Genomic DNA, 22,082 nt, shown 5'->3' with positions numbered 1-22,082 from the left:
CGCGGCGGCGAGCCGCGGGAGACAGGGCCAGACATGTGCAGGCTCTGTCGTTTCAGACAAATAGAAGGAAGCTAATTGTCAGCCGGATTAATAATCATCACTTATTCAGGAGTATAAAGGTGATAGACCACTTTTCTATTGATGTAACCAATATTGAAGAAAGCCTCGCTTGGTATCGAGCTGTTCTTAAGCCGCTTGGATATGAAGTTAAATTTGAAGTTGACCAGGATGTGCGTGTTGTAGCGCTTGGGGAGTCCAAAGAGCGATATGGAAGCCTATATCTTGTTGAGTCCAAGAGAAAGAAAGCATGTGATCCTCGACCACATTTTTGTTTTAGAGCGACCAGCGAAGAACAGGTTAAAGCTTTTCTCACAGCCGCTATAAAAGCAGGGGGGATGGGTAATAGAACGCCAGGATACAAGGTAGAGAGCGGTTTTCATGCAGCCTTTGTCTACGATCCCGACGGATATAATGTCGAGGCTACTCACTATATAAAGAAGTAGCTGGATTCCTCATTAATAAGGGATATACCCCTTATTTAACGACCTATATGGGAATGTATGCAGGGATACTCGACTCTTTTTGTCACAGACTGATTGCTACCTTATCGCGGCACATCTAGTTAATGCTCTGACTCCTAAACTCCTGGTTAATTGGACCGTTACACACACGCCTCTAATTATTCGGAATTAACAAATATATCTATTCATCAAACCGCTTATTTTATTTATTAACATGGCAATGATGTTGACATGTTAATAGCTAGGCGCATGGATGCGCCTGCGCGGCTGCAAGCCGCGAGAGACAGGGCCTGAAATGGATAAGGCCCTATCGTTTTAGACAAATAGGAGGAAGCTATTTGTCAGCCTAATTAATATCAAACAACCAGTCCGTTAGCGTCTTGGAATTATTATGAATCAAACAAATAAACTCCCCCATGCCAAATGGGCGTGTAAATTCTTATTTATGGCAAATGGCTTAGCATACGGAAGTATTGTTTCGAGAATGCCCGCCATTAAAAACCAAACAGATCTGAACGAAGCGCAGCTGGGGCAAGCATTGTTAGGCCTAGGCCTGGGAGCACTGATTTCGTTTCCTGTAGCGGGTGTTATTCTGCGCTCAATTGGTAGCCGGTATATGGCCCTCATTACAACGTGCATGTTGCTCATAAGCCTTCTAATAGCAGGAGTCGCCAATAGCTGGTTGACTCTTATGATTCCGTTCTGCCTGTTTGGCTTTTCGATGGGCGCTATGGAGGTTGCAATGGGGGTTCAGGCGATTAATCTAGAAAGATTGATTCAGAAGCCTTGTATGTCTACGTTATTCGCAATGGCAAGTGTGGGAGGCATGATCGGCGCAGGAAGTACATTTATATTCTCTGATTTGGAGCCAATTAAACACTTCAGCATACTCATGGTTTCAGGACTAATACTGCTTGGAATTTCGCTACCATATCTAGTCCCAGATCCAGAGAAGGTAGAAGCAGAAGAAGAAAACCACGGATTCAAAATGCCACCTAAAGCCTTATTTGGAATTGGCATCCTAGCGTTGTGCGCAATGGTCTCAGAAGGAGCTATAGCAGATTGGGGGGCATTGTTACTCAGTTCTGAGAAAGGAGCTTCAGAAGCAGTTGCAGCATTAGGCTATGCCGCATTCTCAGCAGTGATGATTTTTGGCCGTTTATTTGGCGATCGATTCAGAGAGAAAATCAGTGACGTAAGCCTAGTTAGAGTTTTGGCGTCAATTGCCACTGTGGGAATGGCTCTCGTACTGTTCTGTGAATCGCCTGCAATGGCAATTATTGGCTTTGCAGTCGTTGGATTGGGGCTTTCAGTGGTTTCACCAATCATGTTTAACGCAGCGGGTAATCAGCCAGGAGTCGAACCAGCTATTGGAGTGGCATCTATTTCGACACTGGGATATGGAGGAATGCTAGCAGGACCACCGCTAATTGGTCTGTTAGCGAATAACACTGGGCTAGGAACTGCATTGCTAGTTGTTCTCGGGCTGTGCGTACTGCTTCTTCTGAAAGCCAGTTGGGTATGTGGGGCAACTAAGAATGCCCCATTGACCCTGTAAATAATTCTGTGTATCTGCCTGGTTATTAAAGATACTCCGTTAAGCGATCTTCGAACTCGATCATAAATCGGTTCAGCGCTGACTTCCAATTCCTGATCGGCATCGTCCATTTCTTCGACGCATCCATGATCGCCAGATACACCACCTTTCTCGCGGAATCATCCGTGGGGAACAGCTTCCGTTTCTTGATCACTTTCCTAATGACGCTGTTAAGGGACTCAATGGCATTGGTCGTGTAGATGGCCCTGCGAATGTCTTCCGGGTAGCGGAACAGAGTGTTGAGATTCTCCCAGTGAAGCCGCCAGGATCGGCTGATCTGGGGATATTTCTCATCCCATCGTTCGGCAAATTTGTCCAGCTCTGAGAGGGCTTCCTCTTCGGTGGCCGATTGGTAGATCCGCTTCAGATCTGTTGTGACCGGCTTATAGTCTTTCCATGGCACATACTTCACCGCATTGCGCACCATGTGCACGATACAGAGCTGTATCCGGGTTTGGGGATACACGGTATTGATCGCTTCGGGGAAACCCTTCAGACCATCCACACAGGCGATCAGAATGTCCTTCACGCCCCGGTTCTGTAACTCGGTCAGCACATTAAGCCAGAACTTCGCCCCTTCGGTTTCAGAGATCCACATCCCTAACAGTTCTTTGTGACCTTCCAGATTCACTCCCAAGGCAAGATAGATCGCCTTGTTGATCACCTGCTTATCCTGGCGGATCTTCACCACAATACAGTCCAGGTATACGATGGGATAAACCGCATCCAGAGGACGAGACTGCCATTCCACCACCCGCTCAATCACGGCATCCGTGACTTTGGAGATTAAGGTGGGAGAGACATCCGCGCCATACATTTCCTTAAAGGTGGCCACGATCTCTCGGGTGCTCATGCCTTTGGCGTAGAGGCTGAGAATCTTGTCGTCCATGGTGGTGAAGCGGGTCTGCTGCTTCTTGACCAGTAGAGGCTCAAAGCTGCCCTGACGATCTCTGGGAGTATTAACTTCAAACTGACCGTCCTCGGTACGGAGGGTCTTGCTGGAATAGCCGTTACGGCTATTGTCTGAATTTGAAGATTGATGTTTCTCGTATCCCAGATGCACATCCAGCTCTGCATTGAGCGCGGCTTCCACGGTCGCCTTGGTGAGCATCTGACGGAACTCGTTGAGATCCTTTTCTGTTTTCAGAGATTTGGCTGCCTCACGGGCAAATGCTTCTAATTCTTTCTGGTTCATTGTCTACCTATCCTTAACCCCGCTATAGGGTACTAGTGATAGGCAGATACACAAATTAAATTACAGTCTCTGCCCCATTAGCCTAATCAGCTGTCGCTATATATGTAAAAGCTCAAGTTTACTGGGGCTAAAGGCGCCTCTCCGGCTTAAACCCGTGGATGCGCCTTTTCTGTTATTGGTAGGATGTTCTGGTCAAACCTCACCGGACACTTGCCTGAGAGAGTTTTCATAATTAACCGGCGACATATCATTGTTCGCCGTATGCAGTCTTTCGAGATTGTAATATCTCATGTAGGCTGCCACATCCTGTTCCATGTGCTCTCGGGTAGGCTGAGAGATTTTTAATATCCAGTCATGCTTAAGGCTGCCAAAAAAGCGCTCAACCACCGCATTGTCCCAACAGGCTCCCACGTCCCCCATACTCGCCCTATCTGAAAGCCTTCTTCGCGTAGCTTCTTCATCATCTCCCGACTGCCCAGACTACTTCGAGAAGCTTTAAACCATCGCTTCATTCGCCGATATAGACGAAGTTCATCAAAATGGATCACCGGCTCCGGGCGCTGACGCCAGGCATAGTAGGCTGATCGACTTACACGCAGAGCCCGGCACAACCCTTTCACTGGGAAGAATTTCGACTCTGCTTGAATGAAGGCGAACTTTATTTCATTTCTTTCGCGAAGAAGGCCGAAGCCTTTTTTAGGATTTCCTTTTCCATGCGTAGTTCTTTGTTTTCTTTGCGAAGCCGTTTTAACTCGGCGCGCTCGTCTTCAGCCAGAACCTGGTTTTCAAGCTGAGCTTCAATTTTTTCCTTCCACTTGTAGAGCATAGTGGGGCTAATACCGAGGGATTTAGCCGCTTCTGGAACGGAATAACTTTGGTCGCGCACCAAGGAAACGGCCTCTTCTTTAAACTCTTTTGTATACTGCTTATACGACCTTTTCTGACTCATGCTGACACCTTAATCGTTGACCGGTATTGTCTCTTATTAACGTGTCCAGGACTATTAGACCACTACAATGCCTCTTGGTCGCGTTTAAAATTCAGATAGAAAGTTAATCTGTTTATGTTGAAGCCTGCGTATTAGGGTTCACTCGAGCACGGCGTTCTGAAGTTTGCGAGTATGATGTCTGATTTCAGCGCGTCGTCAACCCCGCCGCCGCCCCACAAACCAGCAAAGCGAATCCTGATGATTTATTTAACACGGATTGCGCCTGTGCGCCGGCCAGCCATCGCCGGACACGGTTGGCCGCCATGGCGTATCCCGCCAGGATGAGAAAGACGATAACAAGGAACAGCGGCCCCAGCGTTATGAGTTGCGGGCCGACAGGCGCGCTGGCGTCGAGGAACTGTGGAAAAAACGCAATGAAAAACCCGATGATTTTAGGGTTAAGCAGGGTGACGCCCAAGCCTTGTTTGAATGGATTTTGTTTGGCGACTTCAGTCGCGCCGGACAGATCTTCCGTTGAAGGCTGGCTGCGAAGCTGACGAACTCCCAGATATGCGAGATAGGCTACCCCAAACCATTTCAGCAAATTGAACGCCAATGCAGAAGTCTGCACCAACGCTCCCAAACCTGAGACAGTCAGACACAGCAGTATCGCGTCGGCGACCACCACGCCCAGACTGGTGAATATCCCCTGCCCCAGACCGCTGCGCAACGTATTGGCGATCACCAGTAGCATAGAGGGGCCAGGGGCGAGTGTGATCAGCACCGTCGCGACAATAAAACTCAATAACATTTGGACTCCCCTTCAGTATTCGGCGCCTTTGGATGGCATTTGCTGGCCTCAGCGCAGCAGCCCCAGATTACCGGTGAATTTATTAACGATCTTTTTGGGTCCGCAAAGGGCGACGCCCAGATACTCAAGTTCATCAACAGGCGTGGAAAGCAACTTTTCCGCGTAGGCTTCATAGCTCTTGGTCGTCATAGTGGCGCTGGTGAGATCGATAACGGTCAATTGCGGCTCGTGCTCCTTCAATTCTTCCCGCAGGTTGCGCAAGCGAACGCCTTCGGCGCGCAGTATTGGAATGGCGGTGGTGGTAATTCCCGCGCGAAGATGGCCGTTATGGTCCGGCAACGCGTCGCCAATTAATTCGGGAAACGCTTTGCCCAGCGATAGCGCCAACACAGCGGCGGTATTGGCGATGGGACCGGTCGGCAGGTTGGCGTCGATGACTATGACGCACTTCAGGTCAGTGGTTTCGGTATCCGTCATCCTTTGTTTCCTCAGCATAATGTGATCAATGGCTGAGAAAACTATATGCGCACGGAATAGCGATGATAATATGGGCCAATTCATTTTCACTGATCGATAATATCGAATAATGATTGACGATTTACGCGCCCTGGCGGTTTTCGCTAAAACGGTGGAAGCCGGCTCTTTTCGCGCCGCGGCGAGCGCACTGTCATTGTCGCCTTCCGTGGTCAGCCACCATATTTCAGGGTTGGAGACCCGGCTTGGCGTCGCCCTGCTCTACCGCTCCACTCGACGGCTCTCGCTCACCAGCGAGGGCGAACGCCTGTTCGAACACGCCAAGGCGATGCTGGCGGCGGCGGAGGCCGGCTTGAACGCCATCGTCGAACAAGCGGCGGAGCCGACCGGCAAGTTGAGCATCACCGCTCCCGCCGTATTAGCGCGGGGGCCCTTTACCGAGGATGTCGCCGCTTTCGCTTTGGCTTATCCCAGAGTCTCACTGTTCATTAACTACAGCGACATACAGCAGGACCTGATACGCGAAGGCATTGACCTGGCGATACGTATCGGCGCGATGCCTGACAGTTCCCTGAAATCGAAAAAGCTGTTCGATCTGACTCGACGCCTGGTGGCGTCGCCCCATTATCTCCAGTCCAGAGCGACGCCCAGCAAGCCGGAAGACTTGCTGGACTGGGACTGGATCGGACTGAAGATGCGGCCGAACTATAAGTTGCTTTTTAACACTGCAGGAGAATGTCAGCGCGTTGACTATTCACCACGCATTACCGTGGACAGCATCGATGCGGTTTGCCAGTTGGCCGCAGCGGGACTGGGCTTGGCCACACCGCCGGCTTTTCTGGTGGAGGAAGATCTGCGTGTCGGGCGATTATGCGATCCGCTGCCGGGCTGGAATGTCGACGCCTTGGGCGTCTATGCAGTCTGGCCGCCCAACGCCGCCAGAGAAAGCCTGACCTATCGGTTTATTCAATTTCTGCAAGAACGCCGCCAAAGCGATGCGAACACGGCTTAAATAGACAATAGTCTATTTCCGCCAATTACTTATTGTCGCAAATGGTCAGCACACTAATATCGAGACAAGGCTCTCCCTTTTTCCATCTCTCTGAGCCTGTGCTGCGCCCGAGGGCGCATTTATTTTCTCTCTATTATTGATTGTTTGTTTAAGGAAGCTCCCATGAGGAACATGTTTTTTCTGCTCGTTTGTTTAGTCTTCTCCCACTCCACCCTCGCCGCGGGCTATGCGGAAACCACATTTAAGACCATCAACGAGCGCTTGAGTTACATGAAGGATGTGGCGCTGTTCAAAGCCCAGAAAGGCGCGCCAATTGAAGACATTAAGCGGGAGCGCGTGGTGCTGGATAAAGCCAAAGACGGCGCGGCCGGACACGGGGTTGATCCAGAATCTGTCGGCGCTTTTTTTACGGCACAGATTTCCGCCGCCAAAGCCATTCAGTTCAGATATCGCGCCGATTGGCTATCAGATGCTGACGCGCTGAAGCAGTCCGCCCGTGATTTGCAGACCGAGGTACGCCCAGCGTTATTGAAACTGGGTGACGCGATCATTATTGCTATCGCCGATAAACTGAAAAACGAAGGCCCCTTCACTGACGCGGAAAGGGACCTGTTCAATGACACGCTTACCATCGAAAATCTGTCTCAGCGCGACAAAGACATGGTCTTCGAAGCGCTGAAGCAGATTCGGCTACAGCAATAGAACCTCGATAAGACGCCTCCAGCGCAATGCGCCAACAGGGGCGTCTCTTTGATAAACTTCCGTCTATTTTTGCCCTTTGGTGATCTTGAACCAGTTCAGGTTCCAGCCGCCTGCAGGGGCGTAGATGCCGAAACGCTGTTTACCCGCTTCAAGCGTCACTTGGTGCTTAATGGTTTTCCAGTTCTGCCAGCCGCCAGTATTCGGTACATCCACGCTGCCATACACCACATCGCCGCCGGCCTTCTCAAATTGCAGCACGCCGCCGCCATACAGACTCGCCACACGATACTCCACGGTATACACGCCGCTTTCCGGAATATCGACCTCTGGGTAGGACATCCAGTCATTGGCGTCGATGTAGCCGACGTTTTTACCGCCGCCTGCGTCACTGGTGTTTTCCAGCTCCACCCCGCTCATCACTAGATAATCTTCCGCCTGCACGGTAATGGCGTTCGGCGCCGGGCCGCCTTTTTGGGTGACGTCAAACCAATTGATATTGAAACCGCCGGACACCGCCGCCAGTCCAATTCGTTGTTCACCCGCACTCAACTGAACGTCGTGAGAAATCGTTTTCCAGTTTTGCCAGCCGCCAGTGGATGGAATATCGATAGCGCCGTACACTGGCGAACCACCGGCTTTCTCCGCTTGTAAAATGCCGCCGCCATTCAGGCTCGCCACCCGATAGGAAAGCGTATAAACCCCATCGCTGGGCACGTTAATCTTATAAGTCATCCAGTCGCCGGAATCGATGTAGCCAAGGTTCTGACCGCCGCCAGCATCAGAGGTATTTTCCTTTTCGACGCCTTCCATTTCACAGTAGTTTTCCGCCTGCACCTTGCCGGGCACGGAGACTGATCCGCAATCAGGATTATCCGGGTCATCGCCGCCAGGAATGGGGTCAGAGCTTTGGATAATGGATTTTACCAGTTTACCGGAAGGCGTCAGATCGCCGTCATTCCACCCGCCGGTGGCGTTCACGCCGGGCCAGAACGTTGAGGCGCCTTCGGCCTTATCATTCAGCGCCCAGTTCGCGTGGCTGATGCCGTGGTTGCGCATGAAATCGACCCAGGCCCAGGTTTCACTTTCATTAACCGCGCCATCGCCGCTGGCGTCTACAGTTCCCCACTCCGTCACGAAAAGTGCGATGCCGTTGTTCATGGCGTTTTGCGCTTTATCGCGCAGCCACTGTTTATGGGTTCCTGCATAAAAGTGCAGCGTATAGGCGATATTGTTCTTACGGATAGGGTCCCAGGAGGCTTCCTCCACTTCCTGGGACCACTGGCGAGTGCCGACGATAATCAGGTTATCCGGGTCAATTTGACGAATGGCGTCAATCACCGACTCGGCGTAGGGCTTGATAACGCCACTCCAGGATACGTCCAGCGGTTCGTTATAAACCTCGTAAATAACATTGTTTTTATCACCATAGCGACGCGCCATGTCCTGGAAAAACTCGATAGCTTCGCTCTTGTACTGATGAGCATGGTGTGAGTGCCAGTCGATGATGACGTACATATCGTTGGCGATGGCGGCGTCCACCACGGAGATGACTTTATTGCGATTGCCTTCCCGGTCCTGTAAATAACCGCCGCTTTCATCCACGCCCATGGCGGCGCGCACAATGCTGGATTTCCAGTCATTTTTGATAGCGCCTACTGCGCCAGAGTTATAAAAGCGCTCCCCTCCCCAGCCGTTGTTGCTCCAAAACAGGCTATTGCCCCCCAGACTGACTTGATTACCGCCACTGACCACTTTATTGCCCTGCACCGACAGCGGCGGCACAGCATGAGCCAAAGTAGCGCAGCCGAACAATAAGCCGAATATGAAAACGTTTTCATTTTGACGCCAATTTTTGCCGCGAGTTTTTTTCAACGCGCCCTCCAACAGTCTGGAAAGCCTTCTTTCTGATCTCTTGCTCATAGTGATTTCCTGGATTCTTGTTGCTGTGGACCAGAGCCGGCATGCAGGACCCGCCTCCAGTCTCCTTAACGCCTTCTCCGAATACATCCTTTTCCTGAAGACGCTGGAGAATTTTTAAGCGAATGCGGCGACAGGGTCAATCCCCCAATTTGCTTATCGTTTTCATCCGAATGGCAAGTGCGCCAAGTTTCTGGATTTGCAGGAAATAACGGAAGGAAGTCATTTTTTATCAGTCTTCGCGAGCCGCCAAAGACAACGGGAAGCCGGCGACGCCACACCTTGAATAACGAAAATATTCAGTGTTCTATCTATCTGAGACGTCGTCAAAACGACCCATTCATGCGTTTCAAAATGCACAATTTCTATTCTGCTGTTGTGTCATTTTTTGAGAGTTTTTTTATATGAAAAGGAATATTTTTCTTGCAGGCAGCGTTCTTCTTGCTTGCGCCGTAAACGCCCAGGCAGGCGTGATCACCCACTACGATGTCGACTTCAACTCCCCCGTCCATACTCCCGGATCAACGCCAACCACCGGCTCAGGCGCCGACACGCCAACAAGAATTGTGTTTGGCTCGCCGACGGTTAAAGAACGATTCGGCGCCTTGGATGACCAGCCTCTGGTGTTTAATTCAACCGGCAATTCGGCTCCATATCTTTACGATCAAATTGGATTTCGGCTGGGTCGTGGCTATGACAACTACAGGTTCGAATACGATATCCTGGCCTCCAACCTTATCGGCTCCGAGTATCAAATGACGTTATTTTTGGACACGCCGACGGTTCAAAATGTTTACTTGCGACCAAATGGACAGATTGGCCTGACCGGGCGCATGCCTTCCCCACCTCCGGCGACCACCTACTTTCAAGAAGATAGCATCCTCAAATTTGTCATCGACGTAGACCTTGCAGCATCCACATGGGAGATTGCAGTAAACGGGTCTCACGTAACCAGCTCTCCTTTTCGAAGTTCGGGTGGAGATATAGACAGTTTTCGTTTTTCGCTCGGGAAGATAGGGAGCAATTCCCCAAGAAACGACGATGTATATGTCGCACTGGATAACCTCAAAGTCACCAGCTTTGTCGACGACCCCGTTCCTGTCTCTGAACCTGGCGCGTTTGCGTTATTTGGGATGGCCTTATTGGGCTTCTTGGGCTTCTTGTCCAAACAGCGACTCAGAACTCGTCAAACCGCTTAACCGGGCAATCGAAGAGTGGACCCGTTTTCCACATCAGGGTTCACTCTTTGTACGCATTTAGTTCAGATCTGCGCCAGACGAACAATTGAAAACGAACGCCGCAGTCAGGGCGTTCGTGAGAGAAGAGAAAAGTGTGGTAAATCAGGCGTTGAGGCTTTTAAACAGCCGACGCGCCTCGGTGTAGGCGGAGCCCTGGCCGTCCACCAGCACCTTATCCGAGCGCAGTAGGGTTAAGACCTGCTGCGGTATATTGTCCTGCCCTATCTCCGCAATCAGGTTATCGATTGCTTTTCGGAATCCGTCGCGCACTTGCGCCGCCTTTTCCGGCGAGGCGTCCGTCCAGTGTATTCCCTTATCGTTATACATCGCCATTGATCCTAACAGACCGATGATTTTTTCCTGTTCTTCAATATTCATCAAACAAATCCTGGTGTCGTACTAATCAAAAACAACCTGAACTACGATAAGCGTCCGTCGCCGGAAATCTCCGTAACAACTCCCGGAAGAACGGCATTGCTGCGGAGGTATACGGACGGCTTTCATTCGTGGTCGGGCACAATATGCACTATGCTCTCTTCCTGCAAGACGCCCAACACAGTTTCCGCTAAAAAACGGGCCCTCAGTTTGGTGATTTCTTTCAGAAGCGGCTCCTGCAGCGCCTCGTCGATTCCCTTCACTTCCGTCGCGGCGGTTTTGACGTAAACCTCCGCAAGACTTTTCAGCGCGGCAAGATGTGGTTTGATACGAGGATCGCTCAGACTCAATTCCAGACCGTGAGCCTCATTGATCTCATGGAAGAAATAGCGCAGGACGTCTTCCGGAGAAATGTTGTCCTTGCGAAAGCTGATTACTACCCCCATCGATACCTCTCCTTACGGGTTTCGCCGTTGCTCACTTCCATTCTATGCAGATTCGCAAGCGGCTGGGAACCATGCCGACCGGCTGCGCCCTCGTCTTTTGGTCTAATCCGCCTGAGTCTGGGTCTGATTGGGAGCCAACAGTTGATTCAGGACCGCGCCCAAGCGTACGCCCGCCTGATAAAGACGCATTTCAGCGATAGGGTATTCCCGCGCCAGATCTTTTTTACTCCATTCGGAGCCTTGTGTCGGCAGCGATTCATAGACTTTTCGGGTGATGGCGAGCGATTCATTCGCCCAGGCTTCCGCCTCCTGCAAGGATAATGCAGTGACCGTCTCTCCGCGGTGCTTGCCGCGCACTTTCTTGCCCGCCTTGCGCCAATCCCGGGGCAAGCCTGACTCAGGGATATTTACATCCCACAAGCGATGTAAATTGGTCTCCTCGCCAGCAACTTTATAAGCGACCTTATTGCCGCCTCGGTCATCGCCGTAGGACACATGCAGGGGCTGATGAATATCGCCGATAAAGTGCCCGATAAACATCAACGCCTGCGCTGGACTGGCCTGATAATCCGGGTGCGGCTTGCCTCTCAGGGCGTCCGCATACGCGTTGAGCGCAGTCAGCACGCAGCCTTTGCTTTGACAATCCGTAGCTGCGGACACCTGGGCGGCGGCGCGCTCGACGTTCACATAGTGGTAGGAGCCAGTATGTTTGAACTCTTTTTCTGACCTGATTTGATCCGGCCACAGGCAGGCTTCCGCGAAAGTGCGTTTACCGGCCTGCTGCAACAACTTCTGCACCTGATCCCGCGCCGCGGGGGACAACTCCTTCCAGGCGACATCGCACACCACACGGTGTCCCAGCTCCCCCCATGCCCAGGCGGAGGTGGGCGAAAGCGCCAGCGCCGCCATGACAGCCAGCGCTCGCCAATCGAACCCACGTCCGCATAGCAACCTCAACACGGACAACCTCCACTCTCTTTTAACCGCTAACTTCGCATTCATAAAACTGTTCATCATCCTGTCATAAACGGCGGATTAAGATGCCGCGATTTCCGCCTAACTGTACGTCATCTATGAAAGTGGTACATTGGACTTACATTATTCTCGCATCCGCATTGCTGATTGTTGGCGCAGTGCTTCTTCCCTTGCCAATTCCTCTGGGCCTGCCGCTGATTTTTATAGCGCTAACCGTTCTGGCGCGATATTCGCCCAAGTTCAGGGCGCGGCTGCGTAAGCTCTCGCGAAAGCACGCCTTTCTGCGCCGTTTTATACGGCGAGGGAGACTTGAGTAAAAGCCCTAACGCTTCCATAAGTTACCGTAAAACAATACATTAGCCTAGGGTCTGTTGTGGTTTCCGCGTTATAGACAGGCCGAGAATACGCTTCGCGCCGGTTGCGTATGAATTTCACTGCTGACACTATTTGGATATGCGTAGCTTTAGAATTACACTCGTCATCCGTTTTATTGCATTGGTCCTGCTGACTTCTCTTTCACCAGTAAGAAGCGCCGTTGCGGACGCCCAGCTGGAACGTTGGACAGAAGCCGTCAGACAGACACCCTACCGATACAGCCTGAACTTTTACCGTAATCTGAGCATCATCCGCACCTGGGTTTTGTTATCCACCGGATTTTGCGAAAAGCCTGACCGGCACATCCTGTTCGATAACCAGGGCATCTTCAAAGGCTATCTCAACAATCGGGATGATGAAGCCGCCACCCAGCAGGCCATCAACCAATTGCGTAAAAAACTGGCGGCCAAAAAGAAGGAGCCCTTCTGGGCGGAAGGCTCGCTAAGTGACGCCGGTTATCCCTTCGCGCTCGCCTGCGACCAACCTCACGTGGACTTGCAGGAGTCTACGGCGCGCATGATGGGACCAGACAAAGACGTGCTGATCTGGGGCTCCTGGGACGGCCTGAAGGTGGGCGACAAGAATGCGCCGGTTCCGCTATACAAAGCTTTCATCGATATCTACGAAACCCGCAAAGCCCAGGGGCGCTATAGCTTCCCTGACTCCATCATGCGGGAGATTCTCGGCCAGGTATTGATCGAAAGCGGCGGGCTGAAAAACAGTCGGTCCGTCGCCAACGCCAACGGCATCATGCAATTGCGCACCACGGTGCTGAAGGATTGCGGCGTGCCCAAGCAGTACTATCTGCACCGTATGGCGCAAATCGACTGCGCGTTGAAGCTGTATCAGCAGAACCATCGCAATCTGGAAGAACCTTTTAATGCGCTGTTCGGCAAGCTGCCGGAGAAGAAACGCAACACCCTGTATGGCCTGTTATTGATTCAGGCCTATCATGGCGGCGTCGGCCGTATAACACGCTTGCTGAATGACGAGGAACTGAACCAGAGCGCCCTGTATTTCAGCACCCATCACCAAAGCTATAGCGCGGAGGATATCGCGCTGGGCATGGTGTATCACAATATGGGCAGGGATCATTTCGGGTTGGCGTCGCTTTTCTATTTAGTAGACGTCGCTATCGCATCGGACAAACTTTGCGCGCATAAGGCGCTAAAAAACCTTAAATATTGCGCCGGATGACTTTCTAGGGTAAAAGTCAGCTTTGTCAGCAGCGATTCCTCCACAGCGGACACCCGATGGGCGATGGAAACGCAGGGCCGGAAACGACGTCGGCTTGACCTGGCAGGGAGCAAACGAATAAGAACAAGACACCGGGAAACCTCATACCACACAACTAGACGCTATCATATGCGGTTGATAACTGTCCGAGCGACCAAAGAGCGACGCGGTCTGTCTGCGCTTGTTTTGGCTTGCGCCAGCTCTTTCACCTACGCCGTCGAAAGCTCTTCACAGAACGATATGCTGGCGGCGGTCGACCTATCCATGACGGACTGGCAGTCCGCTGAGATCCCGGTGGTGCTGACGCCAGCCCGGCTCAAACAGCCCCGCTCGGAAACCCCGGCGACCGTAACGGTTCTGGATACTGAGTTGCTGCATCGGCTTGGCGTACGCAATCTGCACGACGCCTTTCGTCTGGTTCCCGGCATGACCGTTGGGTCCGTGTCCTCCAACCTTCCTTCCGTCAGCTACCATGGCACCAACGCCAACGAGCAGCGCCGCCTGCAGGTGCTGGTGGATGGACGATCCGTCTATAACCCTAACCTGGCGGATGTGGACTGGCTCAATATTCCGGTCGCTCTGGAAGACATTGCGCGCATTGAAATCACCCGCGGCCCCAACGCCGCCGCTTATGGCGCCAATTCGTTCCTGGCTATCGTCAATATCATCACCAAACATCCCTATGACACTCACGGAACCTCCCTCACCTACTGGGACGGCAGCAATGGTTACAATCGCTACCACGCCAGTTACGGCGGAGGCGGCGACACCCTCAACTACCGCATTTCCGTAAACGGCAAACAGGACGATGGCTTTGATCGCCGCGCCAATGGCGAGCCCTTTATCGACAGTTACGACCTGGACGGATTTAACCTTTCCGCCAATATGCAATTGGGGCCCAAGGATATTCTGCAAGTGCAAGCCGGTCTGTTGAACGGCGACCATCAATATCACCCAGATACCGGCGACGGCCAGACCAGCGTCCCTGACTCCGACGAACGCGACCGATTCGCCTCCGTGAGCTGGCGGCGGGAAGTGAACGCCAATCACTTTTTCCAGGTGCAAGCCTATGTGCATCGACGCATCCGACAGCAGGACTGGACGAACTGCAATCACCCCATTCTGTTCAGCGACAACCTGTCCGCCCTATACGCGGCCAATCAGCGTTTCGGCTCCATCCTGATCGGCGCCAACGGCGCAACACTCTCTGAGATACACGCCAATATTGCCTCCGGGACGGGCTCAGGGCTTGGCTCCACGGAAGATGACGCGATCGCCCGCGCATTGATCGAGGAAATGTTCGCCAGCGATCCTGACGCCGTTGTCTGCGGCCGTATTAATCTGGACATCGCAGAAACCCGGCAGGATATTGAACTGCAGGACACTTACACCTTCTCCGATGAACTGAGGCTGGTATCCGGTTTGAGCTTTCGCAAAGACAGCTTTTATTCGGAAACCTACTTTAACGGCGGCGATGATAACTATCTGCAACGGGCGTTTTTCAATCTGGAGTATCGGCCGCAGCCGGACCTGGGCTTTAACCTGGGAGGCATGGCGGAGCATGATCAGGCCAATGGCGGTTATTTCTCCCCCCGTGGCGCCATGTTCTATCACCTGACGCCCAACCAGACATTACGTCTGGTGGTGTCTCATGCGGTGCGCACTCCAGACACCTATGAGCAGTCCGTCGCCTGGAGCTTCGTCGCCAGAGATCTGGATCCGCCTCTGGATGGCGAGACCGAAGCCCGCAGCTTTCTGATCCGGTCGCCTGGAGGGCTGGATAACGAAAAAATTGTCTCCCGCGAAATCGGCTATTATCTCAACTATCCCGAATGGGGACTGGAAGCGGACATCAAGGTATTTCGCGACAATATGTGGGACCTTATCAGCGCGCCGTTGCAGTACTTTTCCTTCGAACCTGAAAATAACCTCAAGATCGAGCAAACCGGCTTCGAAGTCGAAACTACCTACTCTCCTTCCTTGCGCGACACCCTCAGAGCGACCTACGCTTACTTGGATCAGGATGAGGAATACACCGGCTCCGTGACGGACTTTTACACCGCCTACACCAGTTTCGACGTCAGTCGTTTGTTCCAGATCGAGTCTCGCATGTCCGCCCGCCATAGCGGCAGTTTCGCCTGGCTGCGACGGATCAACGACCGATTTGATGCGGCGATGGCCTATTATCTGGCCGACGCTATCGGCGACTATGTTTACGAGCGCGCCGATCTAGCCGTCAGCTATCACCGCCGTCTGGGTCGCGGGCAGATGGAGCTATCCGCAAAACTGGAGCATTACCTGAGCGACGATCCGATCATGTACCGCGACAACGTCCTGGACGACCGCACCCATCTGTTTTTGTCCGCGAACCTGAAGTTTTGAGGCGGGGAGCAGGGATGGCCGGTATGTTTGCATCATTAGCCTTCTCTCTCGCCGCCTTCCGGCGCTATGCGGCCTGGGCCGCCTTGATGCTGGCGCTGTCTCTCTCCACTGTTGCAGGCGCGCGGGATTTCAGTCTGAAAGTCTATGTGGCGGGACCGGAAAGAACTCCGATCGCCGCCAAATTCCTGGAGGAATTCAAAGCGCTGTCTCCCGCCCCCTGGCGCGCAGAGTTCATCAGCGACGCCAATATTCACTTTTCCACACTGGACAATGACGCCGTCATCCTGGCGTTGGGCGAACGGGCATTGCAGCAAAGTCTGGCGGGGGCCAGGGGCCAACTGGTGATCAGTCTGTTCGTCAGCCGCAATGAGTATCAGAGATTAACCCAGGAATATCCCGACGCAACGCCGCACACTGCTATCTTTCTGGATGCGCCGCTGCAGCGGCAGGCGCGACTGGCCGGTTTGATACTGCCCACCGCTCGCACGGCGGGGGTACTCAGCGCCCAGCCATTGACGGATCTGCCCGCCACGCCTGTGGCTGGACAACTGCTCAGCAATTACCCCTTGTCCCAGTATGAAAGCGCACAACGCATGCTCAGCGCCGCGCTGGACAATACGGACTATCTGCTGGGCATTCTGGACACAGATGTATTCAACGGTTCACAGATCAAACACATCCTGCTCACCGCCTACCGGCATAATCGCTTTTTGATCGGCCCCTCTCTCGCTTTCGTCAAAGCAGGAGCGCTCGCCACCACCTATTCAACCAGCGCCGACTTCGCCCGTCAGACGACGGAAATAGTCCAGCGCTACCTTACTGACAAAAAGCCTGCTCCGGCGGAACATCCCCGCTACTTTTCCGTCGCCGTCAACATTCAGGTGGCGCGCTCGCTGAATTTAATCATTCCCGATGCCTACGAGTTGCAGCATCGTCTGGAAATGTCAGAGGCTGAACAATGAAACGCGGTTTTCAAGACTGGAGCGTTTACAAGAAGTCCTTGCTGCTCGGCCTGTTGCCCAGCGGCTTGATGTTTGCGTGCCTAGTATTCTTCTTCACGACGGTAAGACTTAGCGAGGCGCGCACTGACCTGATCGCACGGGGACAACTGATCGCCGACCAACTCGCCCCGGCGGTGGAGTATGACGTCATCTCCGGCAATACCGGCGCACTGGAGAAGCTGCTTGGCAAAGTCGCGCAGTCGCCATTGGTGCACCACATCACTATTCACGACTCCTTTGGCAACTTGATGGCGGAGATCGACGGCGCAGGCCGCAAGCTGGCCGACGCCGACGAAACGCCGATCATGCTGTCCGCGGACATTCTGCAGTCACAGATCGAATTGGAGAACGACGCCTTCGCCAGTTTCGCCAGCGAGTTCCAGTTCACGACCGGCCCTTCGCGAATCGGCAAAGTGGAGGTCGCCATTACCGAAAGCGTCATCATCGAGGGCCAGCACCGGATTATCTACAGCTCTTTCACTGTGGCCGCCCTGCTCATGTTCCTCACTTATCTGCTGATACGGAATATGGCCCGCTCTATCGCCAACCCCATTGAACAACTCACCGCAGGTGTGGAGTTGATAAAAAACGGAGACTATCGCACCCGTGCGCCGGATATCAGAGGGCTGGAGCTAAGCCGCTTGCGGGACAGCATCAATCAGCTCGCGGTGGCGCTGGAAAAAGCCAGCGTAGAGCAGACCGAACATCTGGGAATGATCGAAACCGCCCGGAATGAAGCAGAAAGCGCCAGCAAGGCCAAAAGCGAGTTCCTGGCTATTATGAGCCACGAGCTGCGCACGCCCATGAACGGCGTGTTGGGCATGTTGCAGTTATTGCAGGAAACCCAGCAGGATGAAGAACAGAAGGAATACACCCATGTAGCCATGCGCTCCACGGAACATCTGATCGCCATCATCGACGATATTCTGGACTTCTCCAAGATCGAGCGCGGACGCCTGTCCATCGACCCCATTGAATTCAACCTGCGCTCTCTGGTGGAAGAAACACTCAACGCCTTCCGTCCTCAGGTCGAAGAAAAAGGCCTGTTATTGCATCAGGAGTATGAAGGCGAGCTACAGGACGCGCTGGTCACCGCCGATCCCGCGCGCATTCGCCAGGTGCTCGCCAATCTGATCAATAATGCTATCAAGTTTACCGCGGAGGGCTACATCCGCGTACACGCCAATTGGGAGGAAATCGGCGCCGATAAGGTCTGCTTCACCTGCGAGGTGGAGGACAGCGGCATCGGCATCGCTCCCGAACAGCAGCGGCGGATGTTCAGCTCTTTCCAACAGGCGGATCAGTCCAATTCGCGGCGTTACGGAGGAACCGGCCTGGGTCTGGCGATCGCCAAGCGTCTGCTGGAATTGATGGAAGGAGAAATTTTCGTTGAAAGTGAATCCGGCAAAGGCAGTTGTTTCAAATTCGCACTGACGCTGCATTATCGGCGCTCACCGGACGGCTCCAGTTGGAACGCTCCGGCGGCCGGACCGATTCCGCGGTTCCAGGGCCGGGTTTTGATTGTGGAGGATAATCAGGTCAACCAGAAAGTCACCTGCGGCATCCTCAATAAGCTGGGCATAGAAACTGAAAATGCTGACAACGGCGAAGAAGCCCTGCAAAAAGTACGCGGGAGCAAATACGACCTGATCTTCATGGACTGTCAAATGCCCGTCATGGACGGCTATCAGGCCACCGCCAAGATCCGGCAGATGGAAACCCGCGCCGGCGTCAAACCCACCCCCATTGTCGCGTTAACGGCCAACGCCTTAGAAGGCGCCGCCGACGCCTGCCGCAAGGCCGGTATGGACGATTACCTGAGCAAACCCATTAAAAAGCAACAGCTTGTGGAATGCCTGCAAACTTGGCTGGGGGAGTCCGACGCGGAAAACCCCACGCCGGAAAACGCCGCCGCTCACGGCGATGAAGATCGCTAAAAGAAGAAGCGTTCGCGACGGCCTCTAGACAGGCTGCCGCATGGTGACGAACTCTTCCGCACTGGACGGATGGATGCCGATGGTAGTATCGAATATCGCCTTGGTGGCGCCAGCCCGAATCGCCACCGCCAACCCCTGAATAATCTCAGCCGCTTCCGGGCCGACCATGTGGGCGCCGAGAACCACGTCTGTATCCCCATCCACAATCAGTTTCATCATGGTGCGTTCCTGATTGCCGCTGAGTGTGTTTTTCAGGGCGCGGAAGCTGGAGCGGAATACCTTGATGTTACTGTGGTTCGCCCTCGCCTCTTCTTCGGTTGGACCAATGGTGGCGACGCTCGGCTGAGAGAACACCGCCGTAGGGATGCGTTCATAATCCAGCGCCACCGGATTCTCGCCAAACAGGTAGTTAGCGACGTACATGCCTTCTGACAGCGCCACCGGCGTGAGCTGATAACGATCAATCACATCGCCGACGGCGAATATGCCGGGCACATTGGTCTGGTAATCGTCATCCACCAGCACCTCGTCTCTCGCGCCCAGCTTGACGCCGCTTTGCTCCAGACCCAGTCCGGCTGTATTCGGCGTCCTGCCTGTCGCGTGAAGCGTTAAGCCGACCTGCAGAGTGACGCCGGATTTAAGCTTCACCAAATAAGGGGCTGTATCGTCATCGGCCTTGTCGATGGCGACAACATCATCTTCTAAATGAAGATGAATACCTTTCTTGACGATCTCATCGTGCAGAAAATCACGAATATCGCCGTCGAACTTCTTCAACAGACGCGGGCCGCGATAAACCAAGTGAGTCTCTACGCCGAGACCCGCGAGTATGCCAGCGAACTCCACAGCGATATAACCGCCGCCCACGACAATCGCCTTATTCGGCAGACGCTCCAGATAGAACATGGCGTCGGAATCCACGCTATGCTCACAACCTGGAAACTCCGGCGTAAACGACTTGCTGCCTGTAGCCACCAGAATATGCTTGGTCTGCAGCACCTCGCCATTTACTTCAACGTGACCAGGACTTTTAATTGTCCCGCGTCCATCGATAATTTCCACGCCGGCATTCTTGAGAAGATTCTCATAAATACCATTCAATCGTTTGATTTCATTGTCTTTATTTTCAACTAGCCGACGCCAGTTGAAGGTTGGCGATCCCGCGTCCCAGCCGAAACCTTGGGCGTCATGGAAGTCTTCGCCGTAGTGTGAGGCGTAGACAAACAGCTTTTTCGGCACGCAACCCACGTTAACACAGGTGCCACCATAGAAACGCTCTTCGATAATGGCGACTTTTGCGCCTAACTGAGCCGCTACGCGAGCCGCTCTCACGCCTCCCGAACCGGCTCCAATAACAACTAAATCATACATTTAAAGCGCCTTATTAAGCTTTTACATTAGGTAAATTAATAATCCGGCGGGCGGCGCTTCAGTGGCAAGCTTTGAACAACACCGTTTCGGTGACGTTGCCCAAACGGACCTCGCCGACTTTTTCATAGCCCAGCCCAAGATAAAAGCGCAGATAGCGCGCATTGCCAGTGTCCAGCCCTATGCCGGAGGATAACGGACTTTCCCGGCAGATGCCTTCAATCACCTGCATCAACATGCGGCCGTATCCCTTACTCTGGTATTTGGGGTGCACACCGATAAAAGGCAAGTGGTGATGGGTGTCTTTCGGCAGACAGGCATGCACCTGCTCGTGATAATCAATGTAACGCTTGGTGGAGGACAAGCCCGCGGTGAGCATCATCCTGATGCGCCAGTTCAGTTGATCGGCAAGACTGAACCTGGCTTCCGGGCTGCCAATAAACGCGACCGCCACCAACGTATCCTCATCCACCAACCCAAGCGCATCCTGATTGTGCGCAAAGTGCAGCTCCAGTCCTTCACGGATGGTGGCGCGAACTCTTTGGTCATAACCGGGGCGGGAAGAATCAAATAAATACTGAAAAGTAGGCTCATGGCGGTAAGCGTGAAACAGAATGGACTTTGCTTCAGACAGCGCGCTTCTGTCCAGACGCACTAAAGCAGTGTCAGCGACGAGGTCCCCAGTCATTTTATGGTCTCCTGAGAGCTAGAAAGTATCATTATTTTTATATTTGTACTTCCAAGCGCGCTGAATAGGCGTTCTACAGGCCCAAGCCGGTTAATACCGGCCAGACGCACCGTTACCCGCAGGGGTCTCTCCAGGCGCTTGCCGACTGTATTACTGCTGTCGTTCCTTTTACTGCTCCAGCATTAAAAACCACATCCCTAATCGTTTTAACGCATGCCCAAAGAGGAATGTTCCCGCCCCTGGGCTTCGGGTTATGTAACCCGCTGACGCGTCCTTGCGCCAGTCAATAAAATGGGCTCGTTATCTGAATTCCGACGAATTTTCCGGATAGCGTCAGCGGCTGACGAAAACAGCCGCATCCACTGATAATAAAGGGATTATATGCTTAAGGAAAGCCTGGAGCTGACAACTCCGGGCGCATCGGCTTTATCTACGGTGATCTGCTCCACCGCGACGCCATAATTCTTCTCAAGCTCGCCCAACCATAGCATCAATTGGTTGAAAGAAACTTTATCCAGCCACACATTGACCTTGTCCTCGCCGCGTGGCTCGAAACGCTGTAACTCCAGCCCAAACTTGCGTGCGCTACTTCCTACAGTGGACAACAATGACTGGCCGCCGGAAATCGAACCTTTTCCAGAACCGCTTTGACGCGAAGAGGCGCGCGCGCGGGCTTCATTCTCTTTCATCCAGGTCAAAGACTCGTGCGACGCTTCCGCACTGTTCTTTGAACTCTCGACAAAGTCCTGCACCGGGGCCCATACAAACATGTAAACACTGAACAACGCTACAACCAGCACCATCCACTTCAAAGCGGTCTGATCGCGCTGCGACAGACCGTAAAACCAGCTCAAGCCCTTGCCCACGGCGGGGATCTTTTTAAGTTGCTGTATGCTTCCCATTG

Annotated in this window: 19 protein-coding genes and 1 pseudogene; 9 read left to right on the top strand and 11 right to left on the bottom strand. The window is 53.1% G+C overall.

All coding sequences use genetic code 11. The annotated features are described in order from the left end of the window. Nucleotides 1–119: 119 nt before the first annotated feature. Together O5O45_RS08020 and O5O45_RS08015 are read left to right on the top strand one after the other, a co-directional pair. Nucleotides 120–503 carry a VOC family protein gene (locus O5O45_RS08020; RefSeq protein WP_305904696.1) on the top strand — a complete coding sequence of 128 codons (384 nt, stop codon included), beginning with the start codon at nucleotides 120–122 and terminating at the stop codon, nucleotides 501–503. A gap of 409 nt (nucleotides 504–912) precedes the next feature. Further along, on the top strand, nucleotides 913–2,079 hold the full coding sequence (locus O5O45_RS08015) for an MFS transporter (RefSeq protein ID WP_305904695.1): 1,167 nt from the start codon (nucleotides 913–915) through the stop codon (nucleotides 2,077–2,079). Nucleotides 2,080–2,104: 25 nt separating this feature from the next. Here the strand turns inward: O5O45_RS08015 and O5O45_RS08010 are convergent, their stop codons facing one another. The 4 genes and pseudogenes from O5O45_RS08010 to O5O45_RS07995 all read right to left on the bottom strand — a co-directional run bounded on the left by O5O45_RS08010 (nucleotide 2,105) and on the right by O5O45_RS07995 (nucleotide 5,529). Continuing rightward, nucleotides 2,105–3,313 carry an IS256 family transposase gene (locus O5O45_RS08010; RefSeq protein ID WP_305900391.1) on the bottom strand — a complete coding sequence of 403 codons (1,209 nt, stop codon included), beginning with the start codon at nucleotides 3,311–3,313 and terminating at the stop codon, nucleotides 2,105–2,107. Nucleotides 3,314–3,505: 192 nt separating this feature from the next. Next, nucleotides 3,506–4,262 (bottom strand): annotated as a pseudogene (locus tag O5O45_RS08005) (transposase). Nucleotides 4,263–4,446: 184 nt separating this feature from the next. After that, a complete protein-coding gene (locus O5O45_RS08000) occupies nucleotides 4,447–5,052 on the bottom strand; it encodes a LysE family translocator (protein ID WP_305904694.1) in 606 nt (201 codons plus the stop codon). Between the two features lie 48 nt (nucleotides 5,053–5,100). Beyond that, the gene (locus O5O45_RS07995; RefSeq protein ID WP_305904693.1) at nucleotides 5,101–5,529 is read right to left on the bottom strand and encodes a DUF2000 domain-containing protein; all 429 of its coding nucleotides are present in this window, start codon (nucleotides 5,527–5,529) and stop codon (nucleotides 5,101–5,103) included. 109 nt (nucleotides 5,530–5,638) lie between these two features. Between O5O45_RS07995 and O5O45_RS07990 the strand changes: the two genes are divergently transcribed. Then, nucleotides 5,639–6,538 carry a LysR family transcriptional regulator gene (locus O5O45_RS07990; RefSeq protein WP_305904692.1) on the top strand — a complete coding sequence of 300 codons (900 nt, stop codon included), beginning with the start codon at nucleotides 5,639–5,641 and terminating at the stop codon, nucleotides 6,536–6,538. Between the two features lie 162 nt (nucleotides 6,539–6,700). Beyond that, nucleotides 6,701–7,240, top strand: a complete 540-nt coding sequence (locus O5O45_RS07985; RefSeq protein ID WP_305904691.1) for a chorismate mutase — start codon at nucleotides 6,701–6,703, stop codon at nucleotides 7,238–7,240. A 63-nt stretch (nucleotides 7,241–7,303) separates the two neighbouring features. Here O5O45_RS07985 and O5O45_RS07980 read toward each other — a convergent pair whose 3' ends face one another. Beyond that, on the bottom strand, nucleotides 7,304–9,160 hold the full coding sequence (locus tag O5O45_RS07980) for a cellulase family glycosylhydrolase (protein WP_305904690.1): 1,857 nt from the start codon (nucleotides 9,158–9,160) through the stop codon (nucleotides 7,304–7,306). A gap of 401 nt (nucleotides 9,161–9,561) precedes the next feature. Here O5O45_RS07980 and O5O45_RS07975 point away from each other — a divergent pair, with 401 nt between their 5' ends. Then, the gene (locus tag O5O45_RS07975; RefSeq protein ID WP_305904689.1) at nucleotides 9,562–10,356 is read left to right on the top strand and encodes a hypothetical protein; all 795 of its coding nucleotides are present in this window, start codon (nucleotides 9,562–9,564) and stop codon (nucleotides 10,354–10,356) included. Between the two features lie 141 nt (nucleotides 10,357–10,497). Here the strand turns inward: O5O45_RS07975 and O5O45_RS07970 are convergent, their stop codons facing one another. From O5O45_RS07970 to O5O45_RS07960, 3 genes are all read right to left on the bottom strand, one after another. Further along, entirely contained in the window at nucleotides 10,498–10,773 is a 276-nt protein-coding gene (locus O5O45_RS07970) for a hypothetical protein (protein ID WP_305904688.1), read from the bottom strand. A 122-nt stretch (nucleotides 10,774–10,895) separates the two neighbouring features. Next, a complete protein-coding gene (locus O5O45_RS07965) occupies nucleotides 10,896–11,216 on the bottom strand; it encodes a hypothetical protein (protein WP_305904687.1) in 321 nt (106 codons plus the stop codon). 102 nt (nucleotides 11,217–11,318) lie between these two features. Then, nucleotides 11,319–12,218, bottom strand: coding sequence for a S1/P1 nuclease (locus O5O45_RS07960; RefSeq protein ID WP_305904686.1), 900 nt, complete (start codon nucleotides 12,216–12,218; stop codon nucleotides 11,319–11,321). Nucleotides 12,219–12,644: 426 nt separating this feature from the next. Between O5O45_RS07960 and O5O45_RS07955 the strand changes: the two genes are divergently transcribed. The 4 genes from O5O45_RS07955 to O5O45_RS07940 all read left to right on the top strand — a co-directional run bounded on the left by O5O45_RS07955 (nucleotide 12,645) and on the right by O5O45_RS07940 (nucleotide 19,122). Beyond that, a complete protein-coding gene (locus tag O5O45_RS07955) occupies nucleotides 12,645–13,763 on the top strand; it encodes a hypothetical protein (protein ID WP_305904685.1) in 1,119 nt (372 codons plus the stop codon). A 168-nt stretch (nucleotides 13,764–13,931) separates the two neighbouring features. Further along, nucleotides 13,932–16,184, top strand: coding sequence for a TonB-dependent receptor plug domain-containing protein (locus tag O5O45_RS07950; RefSeq protein ID WP_305904684.1), 2,253 nt, complete (start codon nucleotides 13,932–13,934; stop codon nucleotides 16,182–16,184). A 23-nt stretch (nucleotides 16,185–16,207) separates the two neighbouring features. After that, nucleotides 16,208–17,146, top strand: coding sequence for a hypothetical protein (locus O5O45_RS07945; RefSeq protein ID WP_305904683.1), 939 nt, complete (start codon nucleotides 16,208–16,210; stop codon nucleotides 17,144–17,146). Next, the gene (locus O5O45_RS07940) at nucleotides 17,143–19,122 is read left to right on the top strand and encodes an ATP-binding protein (protein ID WP_305904682.1); all 1,980 of its coding nucleotides are present in this window, start codon (nucleotides 17,143–17,145) and stop codon (nucleotides 19,120–19,122) included. Before O5O45_RS07945 ends, O5O45_RS07940 begins: the two co-directional genes overlap by 4 nt. Before the next feature lie 24 nt (nucleotides 19,123–19,146). Here the strand turns inward: O5O45_RS07940 and gorA are convergent, their stop codons facing one another. The 3 genes from gorA to O5O45_RS07925 form a co-directional block, all read right to left on the bottom strand. Next, the gene (gorA, locus tag O5O45_RS07935; RefSeq protein WP_305904681.1) at nucleotides 19,147–20,493 is read right to left on the bottom strand and encodes a glutathione-disulfide reductase; all 1,347 of its coding nucleotides are present in this window, start codon (nucleotides 20,491–20,493) and stop codon (nucleotides 19,147–19,149) included. Nucleotides 20,494–20,551: 58 nt separating this feature from the next. After that, nucleotides 20,552–21,178: a GNAT family N-acetyltransferase gene (locus O5O45_RS07930; RefSeq protein ID WP_305904680.1), complete on the bottom strand. Its 627-nt coding sequence runs from the start codon at nucleotides 21,176–21,178 to the stop codon at nucleotides 20,552–20,554. A gap of 377 nt (nucleotides 21,179–21,555) precedes the next feature. Beyond that, nucleotides 21,556–22,080 carry a type II secretion system protein M gene (locus tag O5O45_RS07925; RefSeq protein WP_305904679.1) on the bottom strand — a complete coding sequence of 175 codons (525 nt, stop codon included), beginning with the start codon at nucleotides 22,078–22,080 and terminating at the stop codon, nucleotides 21,556–21,558. Nucleotides 22,081–22,082: the final 2 nt, after the last annotated feature.

Source organism: Hahella sp. HNIBRBA332 (assembly GCF_030719035.1).
GTDB lineage: Bacteria > Pseudomonadota > Gammaproteobacteria > Pseudomonadales > Oleiphilaceae > Hahella.
The sequence above is the reverse complement of the archived record's forward strand: the minus strand, read 5'-3'. Positions and strand labels throughout refer to the sequence as shown.